A 23,882-nucleotide genomic window follows, 5' to 3' on the forward strand; every position below is an offset into this window, starting at 1 on the left:
ATGAGCGAGATTCGCGTTGATGAAAAATGGGGCGGCGAACCAGTTGAGAATGTCCACGGTGATGTTACCTACGAACAGAAGAAGTTCAAGGTCTATGCAGAGTATGAGCCTGCAGGGGACCAGGCCCAGGCCATTGAGAAGCTCTCCCAAGGCTTGAAGGATGGCAATAGGTTCCAGACCCTCAAGGGAGTGACCGGTAGTGGAAAGACCTACACGATGGCAAAGATCATCGAGCAGGTCCAACGCCCCACGCTTGTGCTGTCACACAACAAGACCCTTTCGGCCCAGCTGTTTAGGGAGTTCAAGTCCTTCTTCCCAGAAAATGCTGTCGAGTACTTTGTCTCGACATACGACTATTACCAACCTGAGGCGTATGTTCCAGGTAGGGACCTCTATATCGAGAAAGATGCCGACATCAACCAGGAGATAGACAGGCTACGCCTCTCTGCCTCATTCTCCCTGATGGAAAGGCGCGATGTCATCGTGGTAGCAACGGTATCCTGTATCTTTGGCCTGGCTAACCCGGTTTCTGTCAGGGACATGGTCCATACCTTTGAGGTGGGAGAGCCTTTCCACCACCACGATGTCCTGGACCAGTTGGTGAGGATGCAGTACGAACGCAATGACGCCATCCTCAAGCGGGGAGCTTTCCGGGTTCGGGGGGACATCATCGAGATCTGCCCTTCCTATCTGGAGAATGCAGTCAGGATTTCTGTCGACTGGGATGAGATCTCATCGATCCAGTGGTTTGACCCTGTGTCGGGGGCGAAGCAGGAACAGGTTTCCAGCTATACCCTCTACCCTGCAAAACAGTTTGTCATGCCTCCCGAGCAGGTGAAGGCTGCCATCCAGAGGATCCGAAGCGAGATGGAGGACCAGGTTGAGTTCTTTACCAGCTCTGGGCGCCCACTGGAGGCTGAACGCATCAAGACCCGTGTCGAGTACGACCTGGAGATGCTTGAGGAGATCGGCTATTGTGGTGGTATCGAGAACTACTCCCGTCCCCTCTCCGACAGGCATGCAGGGGAGCGCCCAGCTGTCCTGCTGGACTACTTCCCCCCTGACTTCGTCACCTTCATCGATGAGTCCCATGTGACGCTTCCCCAGGTCGGGGCCATGTATGAAGGGGACCGATCGCGCAAGCTCAATCTGGTGAACTATGGGTTCCGCCTTCCTTCAGCATTGGACAACCGCCCCTTGAAGGCCTCGGAGTTTACCGAGGTGGTCAAGCAGAGGGTCTTTGTGTCGGCTACCCCCGGTCCTGTAGAGATGCGTGATAGTGTGCAGATCGTCGAACAGATGATCCGTCCAACCGGCCTTTTGGATCCGGAGATTGAGGTTCGCCCCACAGAGGGACAGATGGAGGACCTCTATGCAGAGATCCGCAAGACCATTGCAAAGAAACAAAGGGTTCTGATAACCACCCTCACCAAACGGATGAGTGAGGACCTCACCGATTACCTTGCCTCGCTGGGCCTGAAGGTCCGCTACCTCCACTCAGAGATAGAGACCTTCGAGAGGGTGGAACTGCTTAGGGATCTGCGCCTGGGGGTCTTTGATGTGCTGGTAGGCATCAACCTGCTCCGGGAGGGGTTGGACCTCCCGGAGGTCTCCCTCATAGCAATTCTCGATGCTGACAAGATAGGCTTCCTTCGCTCAGCAACCTCCTTGGTCCAGATAATCGGCCGGGCTGCACGTAACAGTGAGGGCCGGGTCATCATGTATGCTGACAGGATGAGCAGTGCGATGGAGCAGGCCATAGGGGAGACCAACCGCAGAAGGGCTATCCAGATGGAATACAACAAGGAGCATGGCATCACCCCGACCACCATCATCAAGGCTGTGCATGACATCCTTGAGAGGGAGAAGGAAGATGTCAAGCAGAACCAGAAGCAGGATCTGGCAATCCTCAAGGGAGGGTTCAACCTGCTGAGTTCTGGCGATCGCAAAAAGTATGTGAAGGCTCTGGAAAAGGAGATGCTCATAGCAGCCAAGAACCTCGAGTTCGAACGGGCTGCCATCATCCGTGATGAGATAGAGCTTATCCGAGAGGGGCAGTTCATCACCTAAAACAGGACAAGGGCGTACGGGCCTCCGCTAATGGTGGGGTGCTGGTATCTCTTTGTGTTGATCCCCCTCAGGGGGAAGTTCTGGTGGCCAAGGATATAGGAGAAGAGGGAGTCTGTAGTGAGGACTCCCTTTTCCTTTGCTGGGCTACCATCCCCCAAGGTCATGGCATCATCATCCCACCCTAGGCCCTCAAGCAACGCCTTGGTGAAGTACCCATGGGAGTGGATCCCCCCTGGTTCCTTGCTGGTGTTGTCCTTCGTTGTTGCTGTCAGGACAAAGAGGGAAGGAGCGTAGGAGTCAGAGGAGAAGAAGGTCTCAAAAGCCTTGTCCAGGTAGGTGTCCCTTTCGATGAGGTTGACTGAGCTGCCGCTCTCCCCTACAAAGGCTCCGCTGTAGCAGCTGTCGAAGATGAGCAGCTTCTTTCCTGGAAGGGATGAGAATGCTGCCAACAACTCAGTGACACTGACCAATGCCTCCTCCCTGATGGTTTCATCCTCTGCAAAGATCTTGCCATTCTCGGTTGCCAACACCAACGACCCATCATCGTAGCCATGCCCGCTATAGGAGAAGATGGTCAGGTCCTGTTCTGCAATGGTTGGTTTCAGGACCTCGATGAGGGAGAACAGGTTCTCCCTGGTGGGAAGTGAGGAGGAGTATCCGTCAAATGCATAGGATGCTGTTTCAGGGATAAACGTTCCTGTTTGCAACAGCGAGTAGGAGTGGTACTCCCTCTCATGTCTAACACTCAGTTCAGAGAAACACATCTCCATTTCAGTTGCATCGTGGATGGTTCCCCCCAGGGTATTCACATCTGTGCCCTGGTAGTTGAGGCCGACAAAGATCGCCTTGATTGAGCCTAGAGGTGCCTCTGGCCAGAAGAGCTCACACCCAGAGAGCAAAAGCGCACAGAGCAGCAAACTGGCTAGGAACATCCTTTTCACTGAAAACCCCTCGCCCTGTTAAGAAAGATACTTCAAGCATACGCTTCAGAAGGAGAACAGGACAAGGTCAAGGGCCCCTCCTGTGGTCAGTGGGTGCTGATGGAATCCTGTGTAGTTGAAAATCTTGAACCGTGAATCGATCCCCTGATGGTTGAGTATGTACTGGTAGAGCCCATCCACGGTAATGCGACCACCCTTCGCTGCAGGGGGGTAGCCAGGGGTTACTGTAGTCAGATCCACCGCATGGGGGTGGTCCCACCCCAGTGCCTGTAGGAGTGCATAGGAAAAATAGCCATGGTTGTGGTCTACCGTTGATGGGAAGGAATCTTCATAGGAGTCGGTGTGGGCACTGGCGGAAAGCACGAAGAGGTCGGGCTTCCTGTACGTTTCTGCCGAGTAGTAGGTTGCGAAGAACTTGGCTATCGAGTTATCGAGGATTGTGCTGGTAGAAGAGGGGCTGGATTGAACTGCCATGCCGCTAAAGCAGCTGTCCAGGATGATGAGTTTCTTGCCCTTGATCTCACCCATCAGGGAGAGCAGTTCCGTGACATCCATGTAGGTATCGGAGTCTGGATCGGTGGTGCCGAACACAAGCTCTCCGCTGAGTTCAACCCCATGGCCAGAGTAGGTGAGGATGGTGAGGTCATCCTCTGTGGAAAGTGCTTTGATGGCAGCCAGGTTGTATTCCACATTGCTCTTTGATGGGTAGTTGGAAGGAAACGATGAAACAGAAGGTACAGAACCTTCTTCCTGGATCATGGGGTAGTTGTGGTACTCCCGCCCGTCCCTCTCTGCGACGGCTGCGAAGGTTTCAATAAGCTCCTTGGCATCATTGAGGGTACCCGAAAGGTTGTCATGGGAGGAGTTTTCATAGTCCAAGCCGATGATGACAGTGTATATCTTCCCTTTCATGAGAGGCTCCTCCATGAAGAGCTCACAGGAGGAGAAGAGAAAGAGGGTCATGGCAAGGAAGATCAAAAGCTTCTTCATGGCTTCTCCTCTTTGGTGTAGGGGGCAAGGCTGTAGCGCATCCCCACGCCGATCATGGGGGCTGTGATCTCCTTCCTCAGGTGGATAGTTATGGGAATGGTAAGGTCCAGGGTGTGCATCCCTGTGTCCAGCAGCCTGAACTGGGGTCCTGCCTGTATCGAGAAGGAGATGAAGGCCTCCTTGATGGTACGGTAGTAGTTTACCTCATTTCCTATGCTGGCAAAGATGCCGACTACCGGGTTGAACTGGTAGCTTCCCCTTAGCCTGAAGCCTACGGAGTTGAACCCTCTGCCCTGGTAGTTCCCAAAGGGTATCGACGGGGTGACAAACAGGGCCGTCAGGTCGAGGCTTGCTGAGAAGGATGGTTCAAAATACCCAATCGCTCCTATGGATATGGAGGTGGCGTTGCTGCTACGAAAGGGGATCTCATCTGCAAAATGGGGAATTGCCGCATAGTAGGAGTCCGATACATCGAGGGCGTAGTTAATCTTCCCATGTGCAGGGAGTAGGGCTGTGGAGGCGAGAAGTAGGGCTAGGAAGGCCAATGGTATTCGTCTCATACCCTAAGTATACAGATTCCCTACGGTTGTACTATTCCCAACCTAGGGGATATTCAGTTTTTTATCACTAATTGGCCATTCAGGAACTCACGTATCTTCTCAATCCGTATGCCGAGCCTGACTTTGGCAGTTCGTGGTCTCTCCTCTGCATGGGCGATGATTTGGTGGCCTTCCCACAGCAGGGAGATCCTGAAATGGTCTCCCTGGAATTCACAGCCCACCACCTGGGCATCCCTGAACTCCAGGTGGGTGAAGAATTCCGGAAGGGGAAGTGTCTCATCGTCCTGGATGATGACATGCTCTGGGCGGAAGAAGATGGTGTGTTTGCCCTCAAGGGGTTTGAAGAGAAAACCGTTGCCACCCATCTGGCTTATTACGCTTCGGGGAATGATGTTGTAGGGAAGGGTATTGCCCTCCCCCATGAAGGTGGCAACAAAGAGGGAGTTTGGGCTGTGATAGATCTCTTCCCCTGAGCCAACCTGCTCAACCTTGCCGCCCTGCATGACGATGATGGTATCGGCGATGGCAAGAGCCTCCTCCTGGTCATGGGTTACATAGAGAGTGGTTATGCCTGTTTCCTCGTGGATCCTGCGAATTTCAGAGCGTAGGTGCTTGCGCAATTTGGCATCGAGGGCGGAGAGTGGTTCATCAAGTAGGAGCAGCTGTGGCTGGGAGGCCAGGGCCCTTGCCAAGGCAACACGCTGTCGCTCCCCACCAGATAGTTCCTGTGGTTTCCGTTTTTGGTACTCGGTCATGGAGACGAGGGAGAGCAGCCTGTTCACTTCCTCAAGCCGCTTTTCCTTGGGGACTTTTCTCAGTTTCATGGGGTATGCAATGTTCTGAGCAACGTTCATATGGGGAAAGAGTGCATAGTCCTGGAATACCATGGCGATCTGTCGCTCATGGACAGGGGTTTGCATGATATCGTTTCCGTTGAGAATGATGGATCCCTCTTCCGGGGTGATGAGCCCTGCTATGAGCTGCAGTGTGGTACTTTTCCCACACCCTGAAGGGCCTATGATGCAGGCGAGCTCCCCTTCCTGTACAGAAAAGGCGGCATCGAGCCTAAAATCCTGATACGATGCTTTCATTGCACAAGATAGCCCTCTATCGGCCATTGCTCTCTCCCTTTGCCAGTTCGCTGACGATGAATACGATGCTACATACAAGTATAAGCACTGATCCCAGGGCGCATGCCCCCTGGAAGTTATACGAGCCTATGAGGCGGTACATGACCACAGGCAGGGTGACGATGGCACTGTTTGCCAAGGTCAGGGTTGCGTTGATCTCTCCCATGCTGAGGGCAAAGGCAAACATCCCCCCCGTGATCATGGCACCCTTGAGCAGGGGTACCTCAATGAGGAAGAAGGTTCGTAAGGGCCCGGCCCCTAGGGTCAAAGAGCTCTGGGCATAGGAAAGCGGCATCTTGCGATACTCCGGGAGGATGGTCCTCAGTACGAACGGTATGGCAATTACCATATGGGCAAGCACAACCAGGGTGTAGCCAATGCTCACCCCTCCGCGGATCCTGTTGGAGATGATGTAGTAGCCCAAGCCGATGATGACCGAGCTGACGGTCATGGGAAGCATCCCGAACAGTTCCAGCGACGAGGATGCAAACCCCTTCTTGCGGATGGCTGTAGCCATGGTGAGGGCGATGGGGACGGTGATGAGGGCAACGATGGTCGCAATAGCTAGGCTGTTGGTCAACGCCTGGAGGGCCGAGCCCATATGGCCGGTTCCCCGTTCAATGGCAAACAGTTGCCTGTACCACCGGAAGCTGAAACTCTCCGCCCCTGACCGGGTGGTTGATGCCATGAAGGAGCGAACTACGATGGAGGCTATGGGCCCAAGGATAAAGAGCGAAGTCGCCAATGAGTAGAGCAGGGCTAGCACTTTCCCCGCCACAGTTGCGGGCCTCTTGTCCAGACGTTTTGTTGAGGTGGTGTAGGCTTCGCTTCTGGCGAGCATCTTCTGGCTCTTGTTGTACCAGATGAGCAGGAATGAGGTTACCAGGATGGAGAAGAGCGAGAGGGATGCTGCCGCCCCGCTGTCCATTGAGGTTCTGGCCAGGCGGTAGATCTCAACCTCCATGGTGGTAAACTGCGGCCCGCCACCAAGGACAAGAATGATGGCAAAGCTGTTGTAGCAGAAGAGGAATACCAACGTCGAGGCAGAGATGATGGAGGGGAGCAACCTTGGCAATGTGATGGTCCTGAAGGTCTTGCCCTTCCTAGCCCCCAGCGTCCATGCAGCCATCTCGCAGTGCATGTCCATGTGCTCCCAATAGGATGAGACAAGGTTCATGATGATGGGAAAGTTAAAGAAGGTGTGTGCAAGGATGATCGCCTTGAAGGAGTAGAGTATCTGGATGGGAGGCTTCTCCAGGGAGAAGGTCTTCATGAGAAACTGGTTGAGAAACCCATTGTTCCCGAAGAAGATGACAAAGCCAAGCACCACAAGGATGGAGGGGATGACAAACGGTACGGTGGTCAGGGCCCTGATGAATCGTTTTCCCCTGAAGGAGTAGTTTGCCAGCAGGTATGCACCAGGGAGGGCCACTACGACCGAGGCCAGGGTGCTCAGGGCCGCCTGATAGAGGGTAAAGAGCAGGATCCTGATGGTGTAGGCTGACGTGAATGTCTGTTGGACGCGGGATAAGGTGAAGCCTTCCTCACTGAGGAAGGCTGTGGAGAGGGTGAAAAAGAGGGGGACAAGAAAGAGCAACAAAAGTACTGCCGCACCAGGTGCTGGCATTGCCTTGTAGAACCCTTTGTACTGTCCTCCATCCTGTTGTTTCATTTACTCATTACCTGTGTCCACTCAGTAAGCCATCTATCGAGGTTTTTTTCAATAGTGGCTGCATCGAGTGAGAGATTTTTCTGGGGTTTTGGGGCCCAATCGAAGGCGGGAGGAAGTTCTGTTGTGCTGTTTACCGGGTACATGGAGTTTGCCGTGGCAATTTCCAGCTGGGCATCGGTGAGCAAGAAGTCGATGAATGCCTTTGCATGCTCCTTATTCTTGCTGGAGGAAAGCAATCCTACGCTCTCGATGGTTGTGCTGTGTCCCTCAGAGAACAAGAGCGTCTGGTACCGGGTGGTATCCTCATAGGTTACGTGGTAGACAGGGCTTGTCGTATAGCTGAGCACCAAAGGAGCTTCACCCTCTGTGAAGAGCCCATAGGCGCTGGACCACCCCTCTGTGATGGTCAGGGCATTCTGTTTCATCGCCTTCCACCAGGAGAGATACTCCTGTTCACCGTATACCTCGATGGTCCAAAGCAACAGGCCCAACCCTACAGAAGAGGTGCGGGGGTCGATGAGCAGCACCTTGTTCTTGTACTTGGGGTCGGTCAACGCCTGCAGTGAGGTCGGGAACATCTCTGAGGGCAGTTTTTCCGTATCTACCACAAAGGCAAAGTTGCCGTAGTCGAAGGGTAGCAGTTTGTGGGATGGGTCAAACTGTAGGAAAGCAGGAATGGAAGCGAGGGAAGGGCTCTGATATGCTTCAAAGAGGTCTGCCGCATATGCCTTGGCTGCCATGTCATCGCTGATGCCCACCACCACATCTGCGATGGGGTTGTTCTTCTCGCTTTGCACCTTGATGAGCATCTCAATGGCATCACCTGCACTTACCAGGTTTACCTTGATGCCTGTTTTGGCTTCAAACTCCGTCACAATTGCCGGGCCGGGGCCCCAGTCACCGCAAAAGGCATCATAGGCGTAGACTGTGATGGTGTTGTTCGTGGATGAGCTCTCCTTGGCACCTTGTGCAAAGAGAAACGACGAAACCAAGAGAATGGCTAGAACTGCGAAATAATTGCGATGCTTAGTCATAAGCACCTCCTTATAGGTATTCTGCCATGGGGAATAGGAATGTTTGAGAGGACTGTCTCCCTCCGCTGGTATTATCCAGATCAGGTTAACGGGTGTAATCTCAGGCCGTTAGGCCACCCCAGGACACCCTTACACTACCCAAATCGGTTTAGCCTGTCAATAGTGGTTTGTTGACCGCCCTCTTTTCCTGCTGTACAGTACTGCTATGAAACCTGTTGTACTGTCATCCACAATTGCCGCCCTTGATGCTGAGGCCCAGCTTCTCTTCAGACTGCCTGCCCTCTCCTTGATGGAGAGTGCGGCGATGGGTTTTTGGCGCATACTGGAGGGGAGGGTCAGTCTTGACGACCGGTTGGTCTTTCTCTGTGGCAGTGGCAATAATGGTGGGGATGCCCTCGCTGTGGCCCGTCTTGCATACAATAGTGGCCATCGCAACTTGGTTTGCATAGTGGTGGGGGAAACCAGTTCCCCTTCGTGCCAACGTCAGCGAGAGATAATCGGGTGCTATGGCATCGTTTGCATCCCCCTTGTAGAGAATGTCTCAGAACCTGCAGAGCAGGCACTACTGCAGGCCACCTGCATCATCGATGGCCTGGCAGGGACTGGCTTGAGGGGTGAGGTCAAGGGCCTGGCCCTACAGCTCGTGCTGTTGGCAAACGAAAGATCTGCCCTCAAGGTTGCCATTGATACCCCTACAGGGGTAAGCGAGGGAGCGAAAGCTTCAGCCAGCCATTTCCAGGCCGACCTAACCATAACCTTTGGGCAGAGGAAACTGTGCATGTACCACCCCCAGAGCCGTGCCAGTTGCGGGGAGATCCGACTTGAGAACCCTGCATTTCCCCCTCAGCTGTTGGATGCTGCTCCCTCGGTCGCTGAGCTCTTCACGACAGAGGATTTGCATCTGGACGTATTGCGAACATCCTCCTACAAGAATAGCCGGGGCCATCTTGCCATCATTGGTGGCAGTGAACACTACACTGGTGCTGCACGGCTTTCGGCCCGGTCTGCATTCGCCTCTAGAGTTGGTCTAGTGACCCTGTTTTGCGATAGGGAGGTCTACCCGATAGCCTCTACGGAGCAGCCCTCAGTCATGGTTCGGGTTCTGGATGAAGCGAGTGATTTCTCACCCTATGATGCCCTGCTCGTGGGACCGGGGTGGGGAAGTGGCCGTAAAGCCTTATTGTCCAAACTTTTTGACCTTGGTAAGCCCATGGTCCTTGATGCCGATGGGATCAGGGCGTACGCCTCTCTCTTGGAAAACCAGAAGAGGGTCAGCCATGGACCCCTTATCCTGACTCCCCACCTTGGGGAGTTGAGGCAACTTTCCAAGGCTCTCTACCCTGAGGAGCAAGCCGATGATGATACACCCCAAGCATTCTTTGACAGGATCCAGGATATTTCCAGCCGCCTTGATGCCGTGTTGGTGGTGAAAAGTTCCCTTGTGCATATTGCCTTTCCCCAAGGCAGGAGCCTTGCCATCATAGAGGGGCTCAACCCCTCCCTAGGGGTAGCTGGTAGTGGGGATGTATTGGCAGGAATCATTGCCTCATTGGTGGCATCTGGCCTCGGGCTTATGGACTCTGCCCTGGCCGGATCGTTGCTGCACCAGAGGGCGGGAGCGTTGGCACATGCAGAGAAAGGGTATTATGATAGCCAGACCCTCATAGGGTATGTGGGCAGGGCTGTTATGGAGGCCGAACGATGATGCAGATCTACCTACTTTCCATCGTGTACCTTTTGGTTGGTTCTGGTTTCTTGCTCAGCGACACCTATGGGGGACAGTTTGCTTTGCTGCTCACCCTCAGATATGCTTTTCGCACCAGCAAGGCCTTTCGCAGGGCTCTTATCCTTGGTGGGTTTGCCTTGACCCTTGCCTTAGGGTTTTTCCCTATGGAACCGGGCCCAGCCCTTCTTGGGGATCTTGTCCCGATGGCGAACATTCTTGTACTCACCCTTTGGTATCTGTTCCGTGCCCTCAGGCATAGCGATGAAAAGGAGAACCTAGAAGAGCAATCGGTGCTTGAGGCTACAGGGCTGTATTTTGAGAAAAACAAGCGAAACTTCGGTTTTGTTACCTGTATCGTTGCCTTGTTACATTTTTTCGTTCCTGTTTCAGTCTTGTTATAAGGAAGGTCTGTATGGAAGCATATACCAATCAGAGGATAACCACCGCAGGAGCTCTTGTGCGTGAGGGGAAATATTTTGTGGCTAAACGTGAGGACAAGGGCTCTATCGGAGGCCTTTGGGAGTTTCCAGGGGGGAAGAACCGGTGGATGGAGAGTGAGGAGGAGACCTTGAAGCGAGAGTTTCAGGAGGAGCTCCAACTCGATATCGAAGTGGGTTCCCTTTTCCACACCCATGATTTTATCAACAAGGAGACTCTCTACCACCAGAAGGCGTATTTTGTATCTTGCCCCAACTGGACGGACCCTATCCTGAGTGTTCACACCACCTATAGGTGGGTGACACTCCAGGATCTGGAGAGCCTCGAGTTTGCCCCAAGTGACATGAGGATCATTGAAACCCTGAAGAAAATAGCCACCAGTTCTTAGGTTTGGGTCAGGATACAGTAGATGGTTGAACTATAGGTCCCTGCAAGTGGATAGGTCTCAGCAGGCAGGAAGATACGAAGGTCGCCCTCAATGATGTTGGCAGGGGTCGACGACCCGTCAATTGGCGAGATTGTCGATAGATATGCTGATTCATAAGAAATACCAGCAGAAGTGATGAGCTCTGCATTCTCATTTGGTTTGGTAAGATCAAAGACCAGGCTATACGGAACTGGATTGACTCCTGCTGAAGTGAGGGTGAACGTTGCTGCTGTCCCTGCTGGATTGGAGGAGAACTTGACATCGGCCGAATCCAAGAGGGAGAAGTATCTCAGTTTCCCGACATGAAGGGAATTGCCCATACTGTTTTTGGAAAAGAGATCGGTATAGGGAAAGGGGTTGGAAACTACGCTCTCAATTCCGAAATAGAATGCAGAGGGTTCCTGTTGGTTGTTGTTTGGGTCCACCTCTCCTATCAACTGCAGGGTATATCGTAGGTTCGTAGTGGTGGTCGCATTGAACTGGGTTATGTAGTAACCCTTCTTGAGGTTCTTCTTTTGTGAAGTCAGGATGACCGTAACATCAACCCAGATGAATTGATATTTATACCTGTACATGTAGCCATTGGTTCCATTGTAAGTTCCATTACCGCCTGAATCGTTATACCCTTGCTGTCCTGGTGAAACCAGTTCGGGTCCAGCTCCAAAGGCAATTGGTACCGATCCTCCGTTGGTTGCGATTGCGGTGTTTACTCCTGAAAAATCATGTTGGCTTCCATTGTGATAGAGTCCCTTGACCCTGGCTACCAAGAAGAATTCTCTCCAGCGGTCCAGCTTGGTGGTTCCATTGGTAAAGAAGGTGAAATAAAAACGGTTATATACTGTTCCTGATGCAATGGGTCCGGAATTGGTGAAGGTAAGGGTAGTTGGGTCTCCCCGATAGGTAAGCCTTCCCACAAACCCGTCGTTTTGCCAGACCTCTGTCGAGTTTTCATACGATCCTGGGGCATCAGGGTTATCTGGTGTGGTGAGGTCAAATCCTGTAATCTTACCAGTAGCCATGTCATAAGTTAGCTCGCCTGCTGAAACAAGAGAGATCATGAGCATTATATGTAGAAGCATTGTGATAGCTGGTTTTTTCATGGTTCTCCTTGGATATTTTCGGGAAAATATGACTATTCTTGTACAAAAATGAGAAATACTGCTTTAAATATACCTAAGATACCCTCTATTAGCAATAGATGGCCAATTATCCCAAAGAAGAATTATACAATAGTTGAAGTATTTAGTGTTTTGGAAAACCTTTTTTGTAGGTCTATCAAGACAAATGGAAGCGTAGTTCCCTATCATATGACAGAAGATTAGTGGTGAGAACTCGCGGGTCTTTTAGTTTGTTTGTGTCAGGATGCAGTAGATTGTTGAGGTATACTTTCCTGACATGGGAAGCGTATTGGGATTAACATAGATCAGCAGGTCTCCTTCGATCACATTGGCTTTGTTTGTAGTGGTGCCATCTATAGGAGAGATTGAAGAGGTGTATACTGAATTGAATCGAACTGAAGTGGTATCAATTGGAGTGGGAGCCAATGCTGGCTTGTTGCAGTCAAACCCTACTTTATATGGAAAAGAGAATGCTCCTGAAGTAAGGGTAAAATTTATGGCATTGCCATTGGGTGAGGATGAGAATTCTAGCTTTGCAGCATTCAAGGAGGAGTAGTAGGTAAGTTCTCCAACCTTTAGCGAATTCTGGATAGTATTCTTGGTTTGCATATCTGTGAAGGGAAAGGGTGATGGAGCAACATTAATTACATTGAACAGGAAATTTGAGGCCCCATTGGGATTGTTCTCGCCGACGAGAAGGAAATTGTACGAACAGGAGGGGGTTGTGCTTGCAGTTGCAGAGAATTGGGTCTCATAGAACCCTAAAGGTAGCGGGGTTGGTTTTATCACATTCGTTCTGATGACAGTCAAGTCCACCCAGATATATTTGTATTTATACAGGTATTTATACTGGCTGTTGGAGTTGGTTCTTTTTGCACGCGCTCCTGTATCATTATAGCCTTGCTGTCCTACTGCGACCTCTTGGGAGCCTGAGTCGACTGGGATTGATACGGTTCCTCCATTTTGAGATATTGCAGCACTTCTCCCGACAAAGTCATCCTGTCCACCACCCTGGAAGAGGCCTTTGACCCTGGCAACCAAGAAGAATTCCCTCCACTGGTCAAGATGGGATACACCATCGGTCAGATAGGTGAAATAAAACCTGCTGTTTGTGGTTCCTATTGCATTGCTACCCAAATTGGCAAAAGTGATGGTAGTTTCTGGTCCAATATAATTTAATCGCCCGATATACTGGTAAGGGGATTCCCAATATTCATTTACTTTATTGGTATAATCGGAAGGGTTTACCTTGGAGTCAGCAACAGAGAGCTCAAAGCCGACGAGTTTTCCGGTGGCTTGGTCAAAGGAGAGTTCAGCAGCAGCAAGAGAAGCGGTTACGCAGAGTGCAAAAATGCACACAAGTAAACGCCTTGGCAATTCGATTTCTCATGTTTATTCCTTTGCCGGTGTGATGCTTGTTGCTGTCCTTGATTGTGATAGAAAACTTGGTCTACAGGTATGACTATATCGTTTGTATGGGGATAGTACAAGAAAAACTGTATACACGCTACATTGGTGATTTGACTGATGCAATACCAGCATGAATGTAACATATCTATCGGAATAGTCGCTAGGGGTTGGATGATTTATTCTATCCATCTCAAGCCCATATGTGGCCACCCGTACCTAATACAAGAGCCTTCCTTTTTTGAAAGGACACCCAGCGTGAAAGCATGCAATTGATGTTTCCTGGGGAGACTAATTCCCCTTCGTCAGAAAGCAGTAGATGTATGAGCTATAGAGCCCTGAGAGAGGAAATAGGTTGGCATTTACGTATATCCTAACTTCCCCTTCCATGAAATAGCCTGTATTGGAACCTCCGACAGGTGAGGCTACCGATGTCTGGGTGGCAGGAAAATACGTGGTAGCGGAAGTGATCGCCGTGGCAGCTGTATTGGGAAGCGTTGGATCAAAAACCAAGGTATAGGCAAACCAGTCGCTTCCTGTGGTGGAGGTTAGGCGAAAGTCTGTTTGGTTCCCTGCTGCATTTGAGGCAAAGCTGACCTTTGCAGTGTCATCGGTGGAGTAGTATTTGAGGTTTCCTACGATCAGGGAGTTGGCAACTGTGTTTTTTGCCAAGAGTTGTGAGAAGGGGAATGAGGCTGGCAGCAAGTTCTCCACACCAAAATAGTAGTTCCATGGGGTTGCCTGGCTTGTACGAGGATTATATTCAGCAAATAGTTGCAAGGTAGTATTTACCCCTGATGCCGTGTTCACCGTGATGGTAGATTCGTAGTATCCTCTTGTGGTCGTTGCATTCTTGTTGGTGGTCCTTATGAGGGTAATGTCAAGCCAGATCAGTTTGTAGGGATATTTGAAGGAGTAGGCATTGCTTCCATTGTATGTGCCACTTCCTCCACTGGTATTGTAACCAATCTGCCCTACTTCAGCTGTTTCTGTCCCAGCCCCCTTGGTCAGGACAAACTGTGCTCCGCTGGTGGTGATGGTAAAGTTACTGTTGTTGAAATCATGTTGGTTCCCGTTGTGGTAAAGCCCCTTTGCTCTGCCTACAAGAAAAAATTCTCTATAGATCGAGGTATCGGGTGTTGTCTGGAACGTGAAGTAAAACATGGACTTTGGATTGGTTGTCTTCTGCGGGCCGGTATTTGTGAAGGTGAAGGTGGTAGGCTCCCCCAGATAATTCAAACGTCCGACAAATCCTGGGTATGTCCATACCTCTCCTTTGCCCGGATAATTGGTTGGGTTGGTATCAGCTTCACTGGTATTAACATCAAAACCTGACTGGTTCCCTGTGGCCATATCATAGGTAAGGGAAGCCGAGCCAATGGGTGCAAGGATGCTAAGCAAAACTGCAAGGAAAAGAGAGGTAAGCCTGGTGGAAGTGGTCATATGACTCCTTGCTGTCAAAGCAATAAAATATCGTGGTAATGAGAATACAGAAGAGGATCCCTACAAGAAAATATACTGAGAACAATCATTCATGGCAAGAGTGGAACTGGGTAGTTCTCGTGGATTGATATCAGTTCTCAATAGGCTAGAGGAGATTGCCTCGGTTTAGTTTCCAATGGCTATGTTGGTCATGGCCTGGATGCATTTCTGCACCGGGATTTGGGACAAAAAACCCAGAAACCGAAGGATTGGTTTCTGGGTTATGGTGTACGATCTGGGTTTAGGCCCTCCTGCACAAAAGCAAAGGAACGCTCTGCCTGAAGGTGATGATGTCCAACCGGACCAGGAAGAGCTGTTCCCTTTAGGGCAGGTACTCTACAGCTGCCTTTTCAACTGCCAGGCCTTTTTTGTAGTTGACAAAGAAAGCATTGAAACCATCGATATCCTCCTGTGTCGGGACTATGGTAGATGCTTCGCTGTTTGCAAAAACCTTCTCTGTGAGGAAATCCTGAAGCTTCTTCTTTTCGTTGTGGACCAGATAGGAAGCAAGAAGGGCTATGCCCCAGGCCCCACCTTCCCCTGCGGTTTTCAAAACAGAGATGGGCGTATGCAGTGCAGCGGCCATCATGGTCTGTCCCACGATAGGGGTCTTGAAGAACCCACCATGGCCGTTGATGGCATCGACTTCGACCTTCTCATCCTCAAACAGGATGTCCATGCCGGTGCGTAGGGCTCCGAGGGAGGTGAACAGTTGGGCACGCATGAAGTTCTCCAGGGTAAAGTCATTTTGGGTGAGGCGGATAAAGAGAGGTCTCCCTCCATAGATGCCTGTCATCGTCTCACCGGATATGTAGTTGTAGGGCAAGAGGCCACCACAATCCTTTGCACCATCCAAGGCCTTGGCAAGCAGGGCATCATAGAGCTTGCCTTTGGGAATCTTGTTTCCTGTAGCTTCTAGCACCTGGCCAAAGAGCGCCATCCACCTGTCATAGTCACCGGTGCAGTTGTTGGCATGCGCCATGGCAACCAGGGATCCGTCAGGGGTGGTCACCAGGTCGATGAACTTGTTGTAGCTCCTTGAAAGCTCATGTTCCAGGACGATCATGGCAAAGACGGATGTCCCTGCAGAGACGTTTCCTGTCCGTTGTGCGATGCTGTTGGTTGCCACCATTCCTGTACCTGCGTCTCCCTCTGGTGGGCAGAGGGGAACCCCTGATACAAAATTACCTGTAGGATCGAGCAGCAGTGCCCCTTCTGGGGTAAGGTAGCCGGCATCCTCACCTGCAACCAGGGCCTTTGGCAGCAGTGACTCGACCTTCCAGCCGTAGTTGTGTTTTTGCACCAGCTTGTCAAAGAGGGCAAGCATGGTCTTGTCGTACTCACCTGTCTTGATGTCGATAGGGAACATGCCTGAAGCATCACCGATGCCCAGGACTTTCTGACCGGTAAGTTTCCAGTGGACATAGGCAGCAAGGGATGCAACATAGGCGATGTCCTTGACATGCTTCTCGCCGTTGAGTATCGCCTGGTAGAGGTGGGAGATGGTCCAGCGCTCAGGTACCGGGTAGCCAAACAGGTCGGACAGTTCATCAGCAGCCTGCTGGGTAGTCGTATTGCGCCAGGTCCTGAAGGGTACCAGCAACTTGCCACTCTTGTCGAAGGCGAGGTAGCCATGCATCATGGCACTGAATCCAAGGGACTTGACCCTGGTAAGGGGGACGCCAAACTTCTCGTGGACATCTTTTTTCAGGTTTGCCACACAGGTGGACAATCCTTTCCAGACATCGTCAAGGGAGTAGGTCCAATACCCATCGAGCAGGGTGTTTTCCCAATCGAAGCCACCTTGGGCTATTGGCTCGTTCTGGCTGTTGACCAACACGGCTTTTATCCTGGTTGATCCAAGTTCAATACCCAGTACTGCCTGACCATTCACAATTTCTCTTTTTGTAGTCTCTTGCATCATGCCCATCCTTTTTCCAAGATTCCGATTTCTTCCGGTTTCGTAGTATTGTTGGTTACTCCCTGAACAGGGAAGAACGTCCTTCTATTGCACAAGTGAGAATTATTTTTTTGCTGCCCTGAGTGCTCTGTGGGTTTCTGATCTTGCTTTTCAGAAGCTGTATTGAGGCAACCGCTATGTCAGTAATGGGTTGGGTGACTGCGTCAACGGGGAACGATACATGGTCAAGCCACTTGTTGTTGTCAAAAGTGGTGAGGTACCGGATAGGGTTGCTTGCACCCAAGGCCTGCATCTTCCCGAGCACTTCGTAGCAGATGTTTGAGTTGGTACAGAGTAGGGTATCGATATGGGGATTTTCAAGCAGGAAGCTCCGTATCTTCGATGGGTTGGAATCTGCATCCGGCTCGATGAGCAGGATATGGTCATCGTGGAACCGGTTGCTTTCCAGCATCGCCAGCCGATAGCCCTTGGTCCGTTCCCTTGCACAAAAGTTATCCTGGGAAAAGGTAACCAGCCCGATGTTGGACCTTCCTTTTTCCAGAAGGCTTTTTGTCAGGTCATAGGAGGTCATCATATTGTCGATGCCGACAAAATCATAGGTTGCTGTGTCGACCATCCTGTCAATCTGGACGATGGGGAACTGGGAACAGCTGCTGAAGTCGGAGTGGGTGGAGCTTGGCGCTATAAGAAGCCCTGAGACCTTGAGGTCCATCATGGTAGCAAGGCAGAGCTTCTCCTTTTCGGGGTTCTCCTCACTGTCCATGACGATTACCTGGAAGCCCTCCTCGTAGGCAAGACCCTCCAGTTCCTTGATCAGTTCGTCAAAAAAATCAATCCTGATGTCCGACACTATTACACCAAGGAGGAGTGCCTTGGAGAATTGCTTACGCTTTGATGGCATCTGGTATCCAAGGGCCTGGATTGCTTCCATGATGGCCGTCTGGGTTGATTCGTCTATATTGCGGGTCTTGTTGATGAAGTGAGAGACCGTGGAGATGGAAAAACCGGTGGTTTCGGCTATGTCCTGCAAACGTACCTTTTTTGTGCGTCCCATGCTCTCTCCTTCAGCTCAGTATACTTGGGCTTTGGCATGCAAGCAATAAATATTTGCTCAAATTTGCGCAAAATACTGTATCCCTACGATTAGTTACCGCCACCACCACCTGTTGGACGAGCAATAGGAGAGGAGCTCTGACGTGCTAGCCTCTTTTTCCCATGGCCTGGGAGCTACCCATACCGCAAAAGGTCTTCTCGTCCATGAGGTTTTCGGGCAGTACTATATCGATTGGGACACAGATGTTCGTTTCAGGCACCTGGTTGAGCATTCCTTTGCGATAGAGCTGGTATACCGCAGTGTAGCCCTGGAAGTCTGGTCTTTGCGAGAGGAGGCAGTCCACCTTCCCATTGAGGACAGCCTTGCGGTTCTGTTCGATCAGGTCATAGCCGATGAGGATGGTCTGTCCCTTTCTCCCCAGAAGGGATACAAAGTTTGCAATCCTGTGCACTGCGTCGTTGACCACAAAGATTCCCCTGATGTCAGTGTAGTGTTGGTATGCCCTTTCGATGAAATTCTCCCCTTCATTGTTCATCTGCATCTCAAGTTCAACCATATGGTAGGATTCCTTGTCGGCAAAATAGGAGTTGAAGCCTCTGGCCCGTTCGAGGGAGTTGTAGGCAGTCGTATGCGTTTGGACCGTGATGTAGGTACCTTCATGGGGGCTGAGCAGATGCATCATCCTTCCGGCCATGAACCCGCCTCTGAAAGGGTCCTGCACAACCGAAGAGACAGGATGGGTTTCTGGTAGTGGGGAGTCTATGAAAACGTAATCGAGCCCCAGGTATTTCGACAGTAGGGCCCTCGCTGCATCTGGAATAACTGGAGCCATCAGGATGGCATCGGAGCCTCCCTTCATCAGTAATTCACCCTTTTCCAGGAAAGAGATTGGATTGGAACGGTCGAACTCCTCCACCCTGATCGTCACCGATAGTGGAGCCAGTTCCTTTGCCGCTTTCAGGACCCCCTCATAGATGAGGTTCCAGTAGCCATACTCTGAGTGGAGCAACGGCAACAGCACCCCGATCTCGAACGTCTTGCTCAGTTTGAGGTTTCTTGCGAAGGTATTTGGTTGATACCCATTGTCCTCAACTATTTTTTTTACCTTGACAATGGTTTCCGGTGCAACACGGCCTCTGTTGTGCAGTACCCTGTCCACAGTTCCAATGGAGACGTTAGCAAGTTTGGCAATTTCTGAGATAGTCATCTGGTTTTAGTCCTAGTGTTGTAGCCTGCAAGAATCAGTTACGATAACGCGACTCATATGTATTCTCATATCAAGGCATGGTAATAGCAATCGTTTCATTAGTCCAGTAATTGTTTGTTAGAAAATGGTATGGAAATGATTCAGGTAAGTTCTGTAATAATTCTTGACAAATATTCAATTCAATATAATGATGGTAATAGGATGCGTTAACGTAAACGCATTCATATACGAAGAGATTTTTTACGTGGGAAACGCCCATATCGGTTGTATTGAAAGGAAGGATATGTAATGAACAGAAAGCCGCTGAAAGAATATGAATTTTGGTTCCTGGTCGGTTCTCAATTCCTCTATGGACCTGAGACCTTGGATAAGGTTGCCGAACACTCCCAGATTATTGCATCTGGCCTGGATGCTTCGGACCTTCTGCCCTGCAAGGTAGTCTATAAGGCAACCTTGAAGACCCCGGAGGAGATCGAGGCATGTATCAAAGAGGCAAACTATGATGATTCTTGTGCAGGAATCATCGTTTGGATGCATACGTTCTCCCCCTCCAAGATGTGGATAAACGGACTCTCACTCCTGCAGAAGCCCTACTGCCACCTCCATACCCAGTTCAACCGCAATATCCCTGACCAGGGAATCGACATGGACTTCATGAATCTCAACCAGTCAGCCCATGGTGACCGAGAGCATGGCTTCATTGCTGCACGGATGCACTTGAAGAGGAAGATCGTTGTCGGCTACTGGGAGGATGAGGATGTCCTGCAGAGTATCGGCAAGTGGATGCGCTCTGCCATGGGAGCGATTGCCAGCAGAAACCTCAAGCTCGTACGTTTTGGAGACAACATGCGTAATGTAGCGGTCACCGAAGGTGATAAGGTCGGGGTCCAGATGCAACTCGGTTGGCAAGTCAACACCTGGGGTGTTGCCGACCTGTCCAAGGAATTGGAGAGAGTCACCGAAAAAGAGATAGACGAGCAGATGGCCAAATACCATGAGCTCTATGAGTTCAGCACCAAGGATTTGGAAACCGTACGGTACCAGGGGCGTGAAGAGATTGCCATGAAGAGGTTCCTCGAGAGGGAAGGGGCTCATGCCTTCTCCAATACCTTCGAGGATCTCCAGTCGATGCGCCAGCTGCCGGGCCTTGCCTCGCAGGATCTCATGCGTCAGGGGTATGGCTATGGAGGGGAGGGGGACTGGAAGGTATCGGCAATGACCTCGATCATCAAGAGGATGACCGAAGGGATGGGCGGTGGTACCTCTTTCATGGAAGATTATACCTATGACCTTGAAAAGGGAAAGGAACTCTCCCTCGGCGCACACATGCTTGAGGTCTGTCCCTCCATAGCCCAGGATAGGGCAAAAATTGAAGTTCATGAGTTGGGGATCGGAGGGAAAGAACCTCCGGCCAGGCTTGTATTCGAAGGACACCCAGGACCTGCAGTGCTTGCATCCCTGGTGGATATGGGAGGCAGGCTCCGCCTTATTGTTCAGAATATCGAAGTGGTCAAGCCAATCTACAAGATGCCGAATCTTCCTGTAGCAAGGGTGATGTGGAGACCGGAACCTAACCTCAAGGTTGGATCCCATCTCTGGATCCTCGCAGGAGGAGCCCACCATGCTGTTCTCAGCTATGATGCCGATGCACAGATGCTTGAGGACTGGTGTGAAATCATGGGGATCGAGTACGTGCATATCACCAAGGATACGACCGTAGAGTCCCTGAAACAGCAGCTGTTCCTTTCCGACCTTGCCTGGAAATTCATGTAAGATTCCTTTTGTTTCATCTCCTTTTTGTCCGGCGACTGATCATCGCCGGACTTTTTTGCTGTTTCTGTTGTACCAATAAAAGGGCTTGCAAGATGCAAACCCTTTTGGCCTAGCCACTATTCAGATGCCCATTGGCTCTCTAGCCCCTACAGGACTGACCCGTTCTTGATGATGGCATTCTTGTTGATGACAATGATTCCATCATGAATCGAATACATTGCATAGTCCCCTTCCTGGCGAGGGATATCATCGATACCGATTCGACATCCATCTCCGATCCTTGCATTCTGGTCAATGATGGCTTTCCTGATGATGCTTCCCTTGCCAATACCAATGTTGGGAATCCCCTTACGGGTATTTGCCTGTTTTTCTTCCTCCGTTTCATAGTAGGAGGCACCCATGCAGTATACACCGTCAAGCGAGGCCCCTGATTCAATGAGGGTGCGGACACCGATGATGGAGTTTACGATATAGGCGTTGGTGATGATTGAGCCTTCTGAGGCCAAGGAGGAGCTTACATTGCAGAAGTTGACCTTGGTTGCAGGAAGATGCCGGCGGTGCGTGTAGATCGGCATCTCCTCATCGTAGAAGTTGAACTGAGGGTTGATGGAGGCCAGGTCAAGGTTGGTTTCATAGAATGCCTTGATCGTTCCGATATCCTCCCAGAATCCATCGAACAGGAATGTTGCGACCTTCCTGTCATGGATAACCCCTGGGATTATCTCCTTGCCAAAGTCGGTCTTGTCGTTATTGAGGACCTCTTCCATGGTCTTGGCATTGAAGACATAGATACCCATGCTCGCCAAATACTCGTTGGAGGAGTCTACCTTCTTGTTCAGCGATGCGAGCATGAAGGATTCTGAGACCTTGTAGTCGGATATGTCGAGGTCGATGGCAGGTTTCTCATAGAACTTGTTGATGATGCCATCCTCGTCACAGCCGATGATGCCAAGGCCCGTTGCATGTTCGCGGCTGATGGGCTTTGCCGCTATGGTAAGCTCGGCCCCACTTGAAATATGCCGGTCAAGCATCTCCTGGATGTCCATCCTGTAGAGTTGGTCACCGCTGAGAATGATATAGTAGTCAGCATTCTGGTCATGGAAGTGCTTGAGGTTCTTGCGAACCGCATCGGCTGTTCCCTGATACCATGTGTTGGTCTCGTTGGTCTGCTCTGCCGCAAGTATCTCTACGAACCCACTGCTGAAGGTATCAAAGATATAGGTATTGGCGATATGGTTGTGTAGCGATGCCGAGTTGAACTGAGTCAGGATATATATCTGCCGAATGCCACTGTTTATGCAGTTGGAGATGGGTATGTCAACCAGTCGATACTTTCCTGCAAAAGGGACTGCGGGCTTTGCGCGATCCATGGTCAAAGGATAGAGCCTTGTCCCTTTGCCACCCCCCAGAACGATCGCAATTGCCTTCTGTTTTCTTGCCTTCATCTTACTGTTCCCCCTCTATGTTTGTTTCGTAAATTGCTAGATATGAGCGCGCTGAACGTAGCCAGGTGCTATCCCATGCCATGCACCGTCTTTGGATTTCTGCAACGGCAGAGTGTCCTTTTGACCACCAGTGGAGCGCCCTCTTTGTTGCTTCAAGTATACCATCGGCGCTCATGGTTTCAAAGAGAATTCCCGTTCCCGATTTTGGATGGGTATCCAGATCGATGATGCTGTCGGCCAAACCCCCTGTCTTGCGTGCAACGGGCATCGTCCCATACCGTAGGGAGTAGAGCTGGTTAAGCCCGCAAGGCTCATAGCGGCTTGGCATCAGGAAGAAGTCGGAACCAGCTTCCACACGGTGGGCCGCACGGTTGCTGAAGAGTATGTTGACCGATAGGTTTGTATATTTCTGCCCAAGCCTGAGCAGTTTGTCCTCAAGCTTCTTGTCCCCTGTCCCGATGATAATCATTTGCAAAGGAAGATCCCTGACCATTTTTTCCAGGGCACAGGGATTGCCGCTGAGCAGCTCCACAAACCCCTTCTGGTCTGCAATTCGGCTGATCATCGAGAACAGTGGGATGGAAGGGTCCTCCATCAGGCCGAACTCCCTCTGGACCTCGGCCTTGGTTTTCGCCTTTCCTGAAAGATCCTCTGCTGAAAAGTGGTGATTGATGAACTTGTCACTCTCTGGGTTCCACTCCTGGTAGTCGATCCCATTGATGATGCCTGTCAGCGAGCCGCTGCGTCCACTCAGAAGGTCTTCCAGGTTGCAGCCATACTCCTTGCTCTGGATCTCCTGGGCATAGGTAGGGCTTACCGTGGTAATGGCATCGGCAAATTCGAGCCCTGTCTTGAGCATGTTGACACGTTTGATGGGGTTGTGCCCATGGAACATCTTGTGGTTTGGCTCAAGGGAGGTGCCAAGCATCTGCAGACGGGAGTACTCACCCTGGAAGGCAAGGTTATGGATGGTTACCACGCTCTTCGTCTTGGCGAAGAACGGGTCGTTGTTTGTCTTTTGCAGATAGGGGACAAAGCCACAGGTCCAGTCATGGCAGTGGATTACATCCGGCTTCCAGGAAAGGGCCGTGCAGAGGGGGAGTGCTGCCTTGTTGAGCAGGGAATACCGTTCAAGGTTGTCTTCATAGGGAGTGAAGGAGGTGTCACCATAGATGCCCTTCCTTTCATTGAAGAAGGGATGGCATAGGAAGTAGTAGAGCACTCCATCCAAGGTTTTTTCCATGAAGGTCACAGATTCCTGTGATCCTAGCAGATCCAGGGGAAAGGTAATGTCACTCATGACAAAACCAGAGGTATCCACACTGCCATAGCAGGGCAAAAGTACACGAACCTCGGCATCGAGGTCGTGAAGCGCAGTAGAGAGAGCTCCAACTACATCAGCGAGTCCCCCTGATTTGGAAAATGGGACTGACTCGCTTGAGACCATGAGTATCTTCATAGTCCCAATTAGAGCACTAAGGGCATGT

The 23,882-nt window shown here is 51.0% G+C and carries 19 protein-coding genes and 1 riboswitch; of the genes, 5 read left to right on the plus strand and 14 right to left on the minus strand.

The annotated features are described in order from the left end of the window. Positions 1–2,070: an excinuclease ABC subunit UvrB gene (gene uvrB, locus ROJ03_RS12305; RefSeq protein ID WP_313727362.1), complete on the plus strand. Its 2,070-nt coding sequence runs from the start codon at positions 1–3 to the stop codon at positions 2,068–2,070. Here the strand turns inward: uvrB and ROJ03_RS12310 are convergent. Genes ROJ03_RS12310 through ROJ03_RS12335 form a run of 6 tightly spaced genes read right to left on the minus strand, consistent with a single transcriptional unit; the run spans position 2,067 to position 8,397 of the window. Further along, positions 2,067–3,002: a caspase domain-containing protein gene (locus ROJ03_RS12310; protein ID WP_313727391.1), complete on the minus strand. Its 936-nt coding sequence runs from the start codon at positions 3,000–3,002 to the stop codon at positions 2,067–2,069. The genes uvrB and ROJ03_RS12310 overlap by 4 nt on opposite strands. Positions 3,003–3,056: 54 nt before the next feature. Beyond that, a complete protein-coding gene (locus tag ROJ03_RS12315; protein WP_313727363.1) occupies positions 3,057–4,001 on the minus strand; it encodes a caspase family protein in 945 nt (314 codons plus the stop codon). After that, positions 3,998–4,561, minus strand: coding sequence for a hypothetical protein (locus tag ROJ03_RS12320; protein WP_313727364.1), 564 nt, complete (start codon positions 4,559–4,561; stop codon positions 3,998–4,000). The genes ROJ03_RS12315 and ROJ03_RS12320 overlap by 4 nt, the downstream gene beginning before the upstream one ends. Positions 4,562–4,614: 53 nt before the next feature. Beyond that, a complete protein-coding gene (locus ROJ03_RS12325; protein WP_313727365.1) occupies positions 4,615–5,652 on the minus strand; it encodes an ABC transporter ATP-binding protein in 1,038 nt (345 codons plus the stop codon). Positions 5,653–5,668: 16 nt separating this feature from the next. After that, positions 5,669–7,363, minus strand: coding sequence for an iron ABC transporter permease (locus ROJ03_RS12330; RefSeq protein ID WP_313727366.1), 1,695 nt, complete (start codon positions 7,361–7,363; stop codon positions 5,669–5,671). After that, positions 7,360–8,397: a thiamine ABC transporter substrate binding subunit gene (locus tag ROJ03_RS12335; RefSeq protein ID WP_313727367.1), complete on the minus strand. Its 1,038-nt coding sequence runs from the start codon at positions 8,395–8,397 to the stop codon at positions 7,360–7,362. The genes ROJ03_RS12330 and ROJ03_RS12335 overlap by 4 nt, the downstream gene beginning before the upstream one ends. A 40-nt stretch (positions 8,398–8,437) precedes the next feature. Further along, positions 8,438–8,529, minus strand: a riboswitch (TPP riboswitch). Between the two features lie 73 nt (positions 8,530–8,602). Here ROJ03_RS12335 and ROJ03_RS12340 point away from each other — a divergent pair. Genes ROJ03_RS12340 through ROJ03_RS12350 form a run of 3 tightly spaced genes read left to right on the plus strand, consistent with a single transcriptional unit; the run spans position 8,603 to position 10,949 of the window. Further along, positions 8,603–10,102, plus strand: a complete 1,500-nt coding sequence (locus ROJ03_RS12340; protein ID WP_313727368.1) for an NAD(P)H-hydrate dehydratase — start codon at positions 8,603–8,605, stop codon at positions 10,100–10,102. Beyond that, a complete protein-coding gene (locus ROJ03_RS12345; protein WP_313727369.1) occupies positions 10,099–10,524 on the plus strand; it encodes a hypothetical protein in 426 nt (141 codons plus the stop codon). The genes ROJ03_RS12340 and ROJ03_RS12345 overlap by 4 nt, the downstream gene beginning before the upstream one ends. A gap of 11 nt (positions 10,525–10,535) precedes the next feature. Next, positions 10,536–10,949 carry an NUDIX domain-containing protein gene (locus ROJ03_RS12350; protein ID WP_313727370.1) on the plus strand — a complete coding sequence of 138 codons (414 nt, stop codon included), beginning with the start codon at positions 10,536–10,538 and terminating at the stop codon, positions 10,947–10,949. Here ROJ03_RS12350 and ROJ03_RS12355 read toward each other — a convergent pair. From ROJ03_RS12355 to ROJ03_RS12380, 6 genes are all read right to left on the minus strand, one after another. After that, the gene (locus ROJ03_RS12355) at positions 10,946–12,088 is read right to left on the minus strand and encodes a hypothetical protein (RefSeq protein WP_313727371.1); all 1,143 of its coding nucleotides are present in this window, start codon (positions 12,086–12,088) and stop codon (positions 10,946–10,948) included. The two genes, ROJ03_RS12350 and ROJ03_RS12355, sit on opposite strands and share 4 nt — an antisense overlap. Positions 12,089–12,331: 243 nt before the next feature. After that, complete coding sequence (locus tag ROJ03_RS12360) at positions 12,332–13,465, minus strand: hypothetical protein (protein ID WP_313727372.1); 1,134 nt, start codon at positions 13,463–13,465, stop codon at positions 12,332–12,334. Between the two features lie 339 nt (positions 13,466–13,804). Then, a complete protein-coding gene (locus ROJ03_RS12365; RefSeq protein ID WP_313727373.1) occupies positions 13,805–14,956 on the minus strand; it encodes a hypothetical protein in 1,152 nt (383 codons plus the stop codon). A 361-nt stretch (positions 14,957–15,317) separates the two neighbouring features. Further along, positions 15,318–16,919 carry a xylulokinase gene (locus tag ROJ03_RS12370; protein ID WP_409530499.1) on the minus strand — a complete coding sequence of 534 codons (1,602 nt, stop codon included), beginning with the start codon at positions 16,917–16,919 and terminating at the stop codon, positions 15,318–15,320. 52 nt (positions 16,920–16,971) lie between these two features. Beyond that, on the minus strand, positions 16,972–17,970 hold the full coding sequence (locus ROJ03_RS12375; RefSeq protein WP_313727375.1) for a LacI family DNA-binding transcriptional regulator: 999 nt from the start codon (positions 17,968–17,970) through the stop codon (positions 16,972–16,974). 145 nt (positions 17,971–18,115) lie between these two features. Further along, positions 18,116–19,177: a LacI family DNA-binding transcriptional regulator gene (locus ROJ03_RS12380; RefSeq protein ID WP_313727376.1), complete on the minus strand. Its 1,062-nt coding sequence runs from the start codon at positions 19,175–19,177 to the stop codon at positions 18,116–18,118. Between the two features lie 288 nt (positions 19,178–19,465). Between ROJ03_RS12380 and araA the strand changes: the two genes are divergently transcribed. Further along, the gene (araA, locus tag ROJ03_RS12385) at positions 19,466–20,950 is read left to right on the plus strand and encodes an L-arabinose isomerase (protein WP_313727377.1); all 1,485 of its coding nucleotides are present in this window, start codon (positions 19,466–19,468) and stop codon (positions 20,948–20,950) included. Positions 20,951–21,096: 146 nt separating this feature from the next. Here the strand turns inward: araA and ROJ03_RS12390 are convergent, their stop codons facing one another. Both ROJ03_RS12390 and ROJ03_RS12395 read right to left on the minus strand, forming a co-directional pair. Next, positions 21,097–22,395, minus strand: a complete 1,299-nt coding sequence (locus ROJ03_RS12390; RefSeq protein WP_313727378.1) for a glucose-1-phosphate adenylyltransferase — start codon at positions 22,393–22,395, stop codon at positions 21,097–21,099. 1 nt (position 22,396) lies between these two features. Continuing rightward, positions 22,397–23,854 (minus strand): glycogen synthase, encoded by a 1,458-nt coding sequence (locus ROJ03_RS12395; RefSeq protein WP_313727379.1) that lies wholly within the window; start codon positions 23,852–23,854, stop codon positions 22,397–22,399. Positions 23,855–23,882 lie beyond the last annotated feature (28 nt).

This window comes from Sphaerochaeta sp. PS, from assembly GCF_032144095.1.
Taxonomy (GTDB): domain Bacteria; phylum Spirochaetota; class Spirochaetia; order Sphaerochaetales; family Sphaerochaetaceae; genus Sphaerochaeta.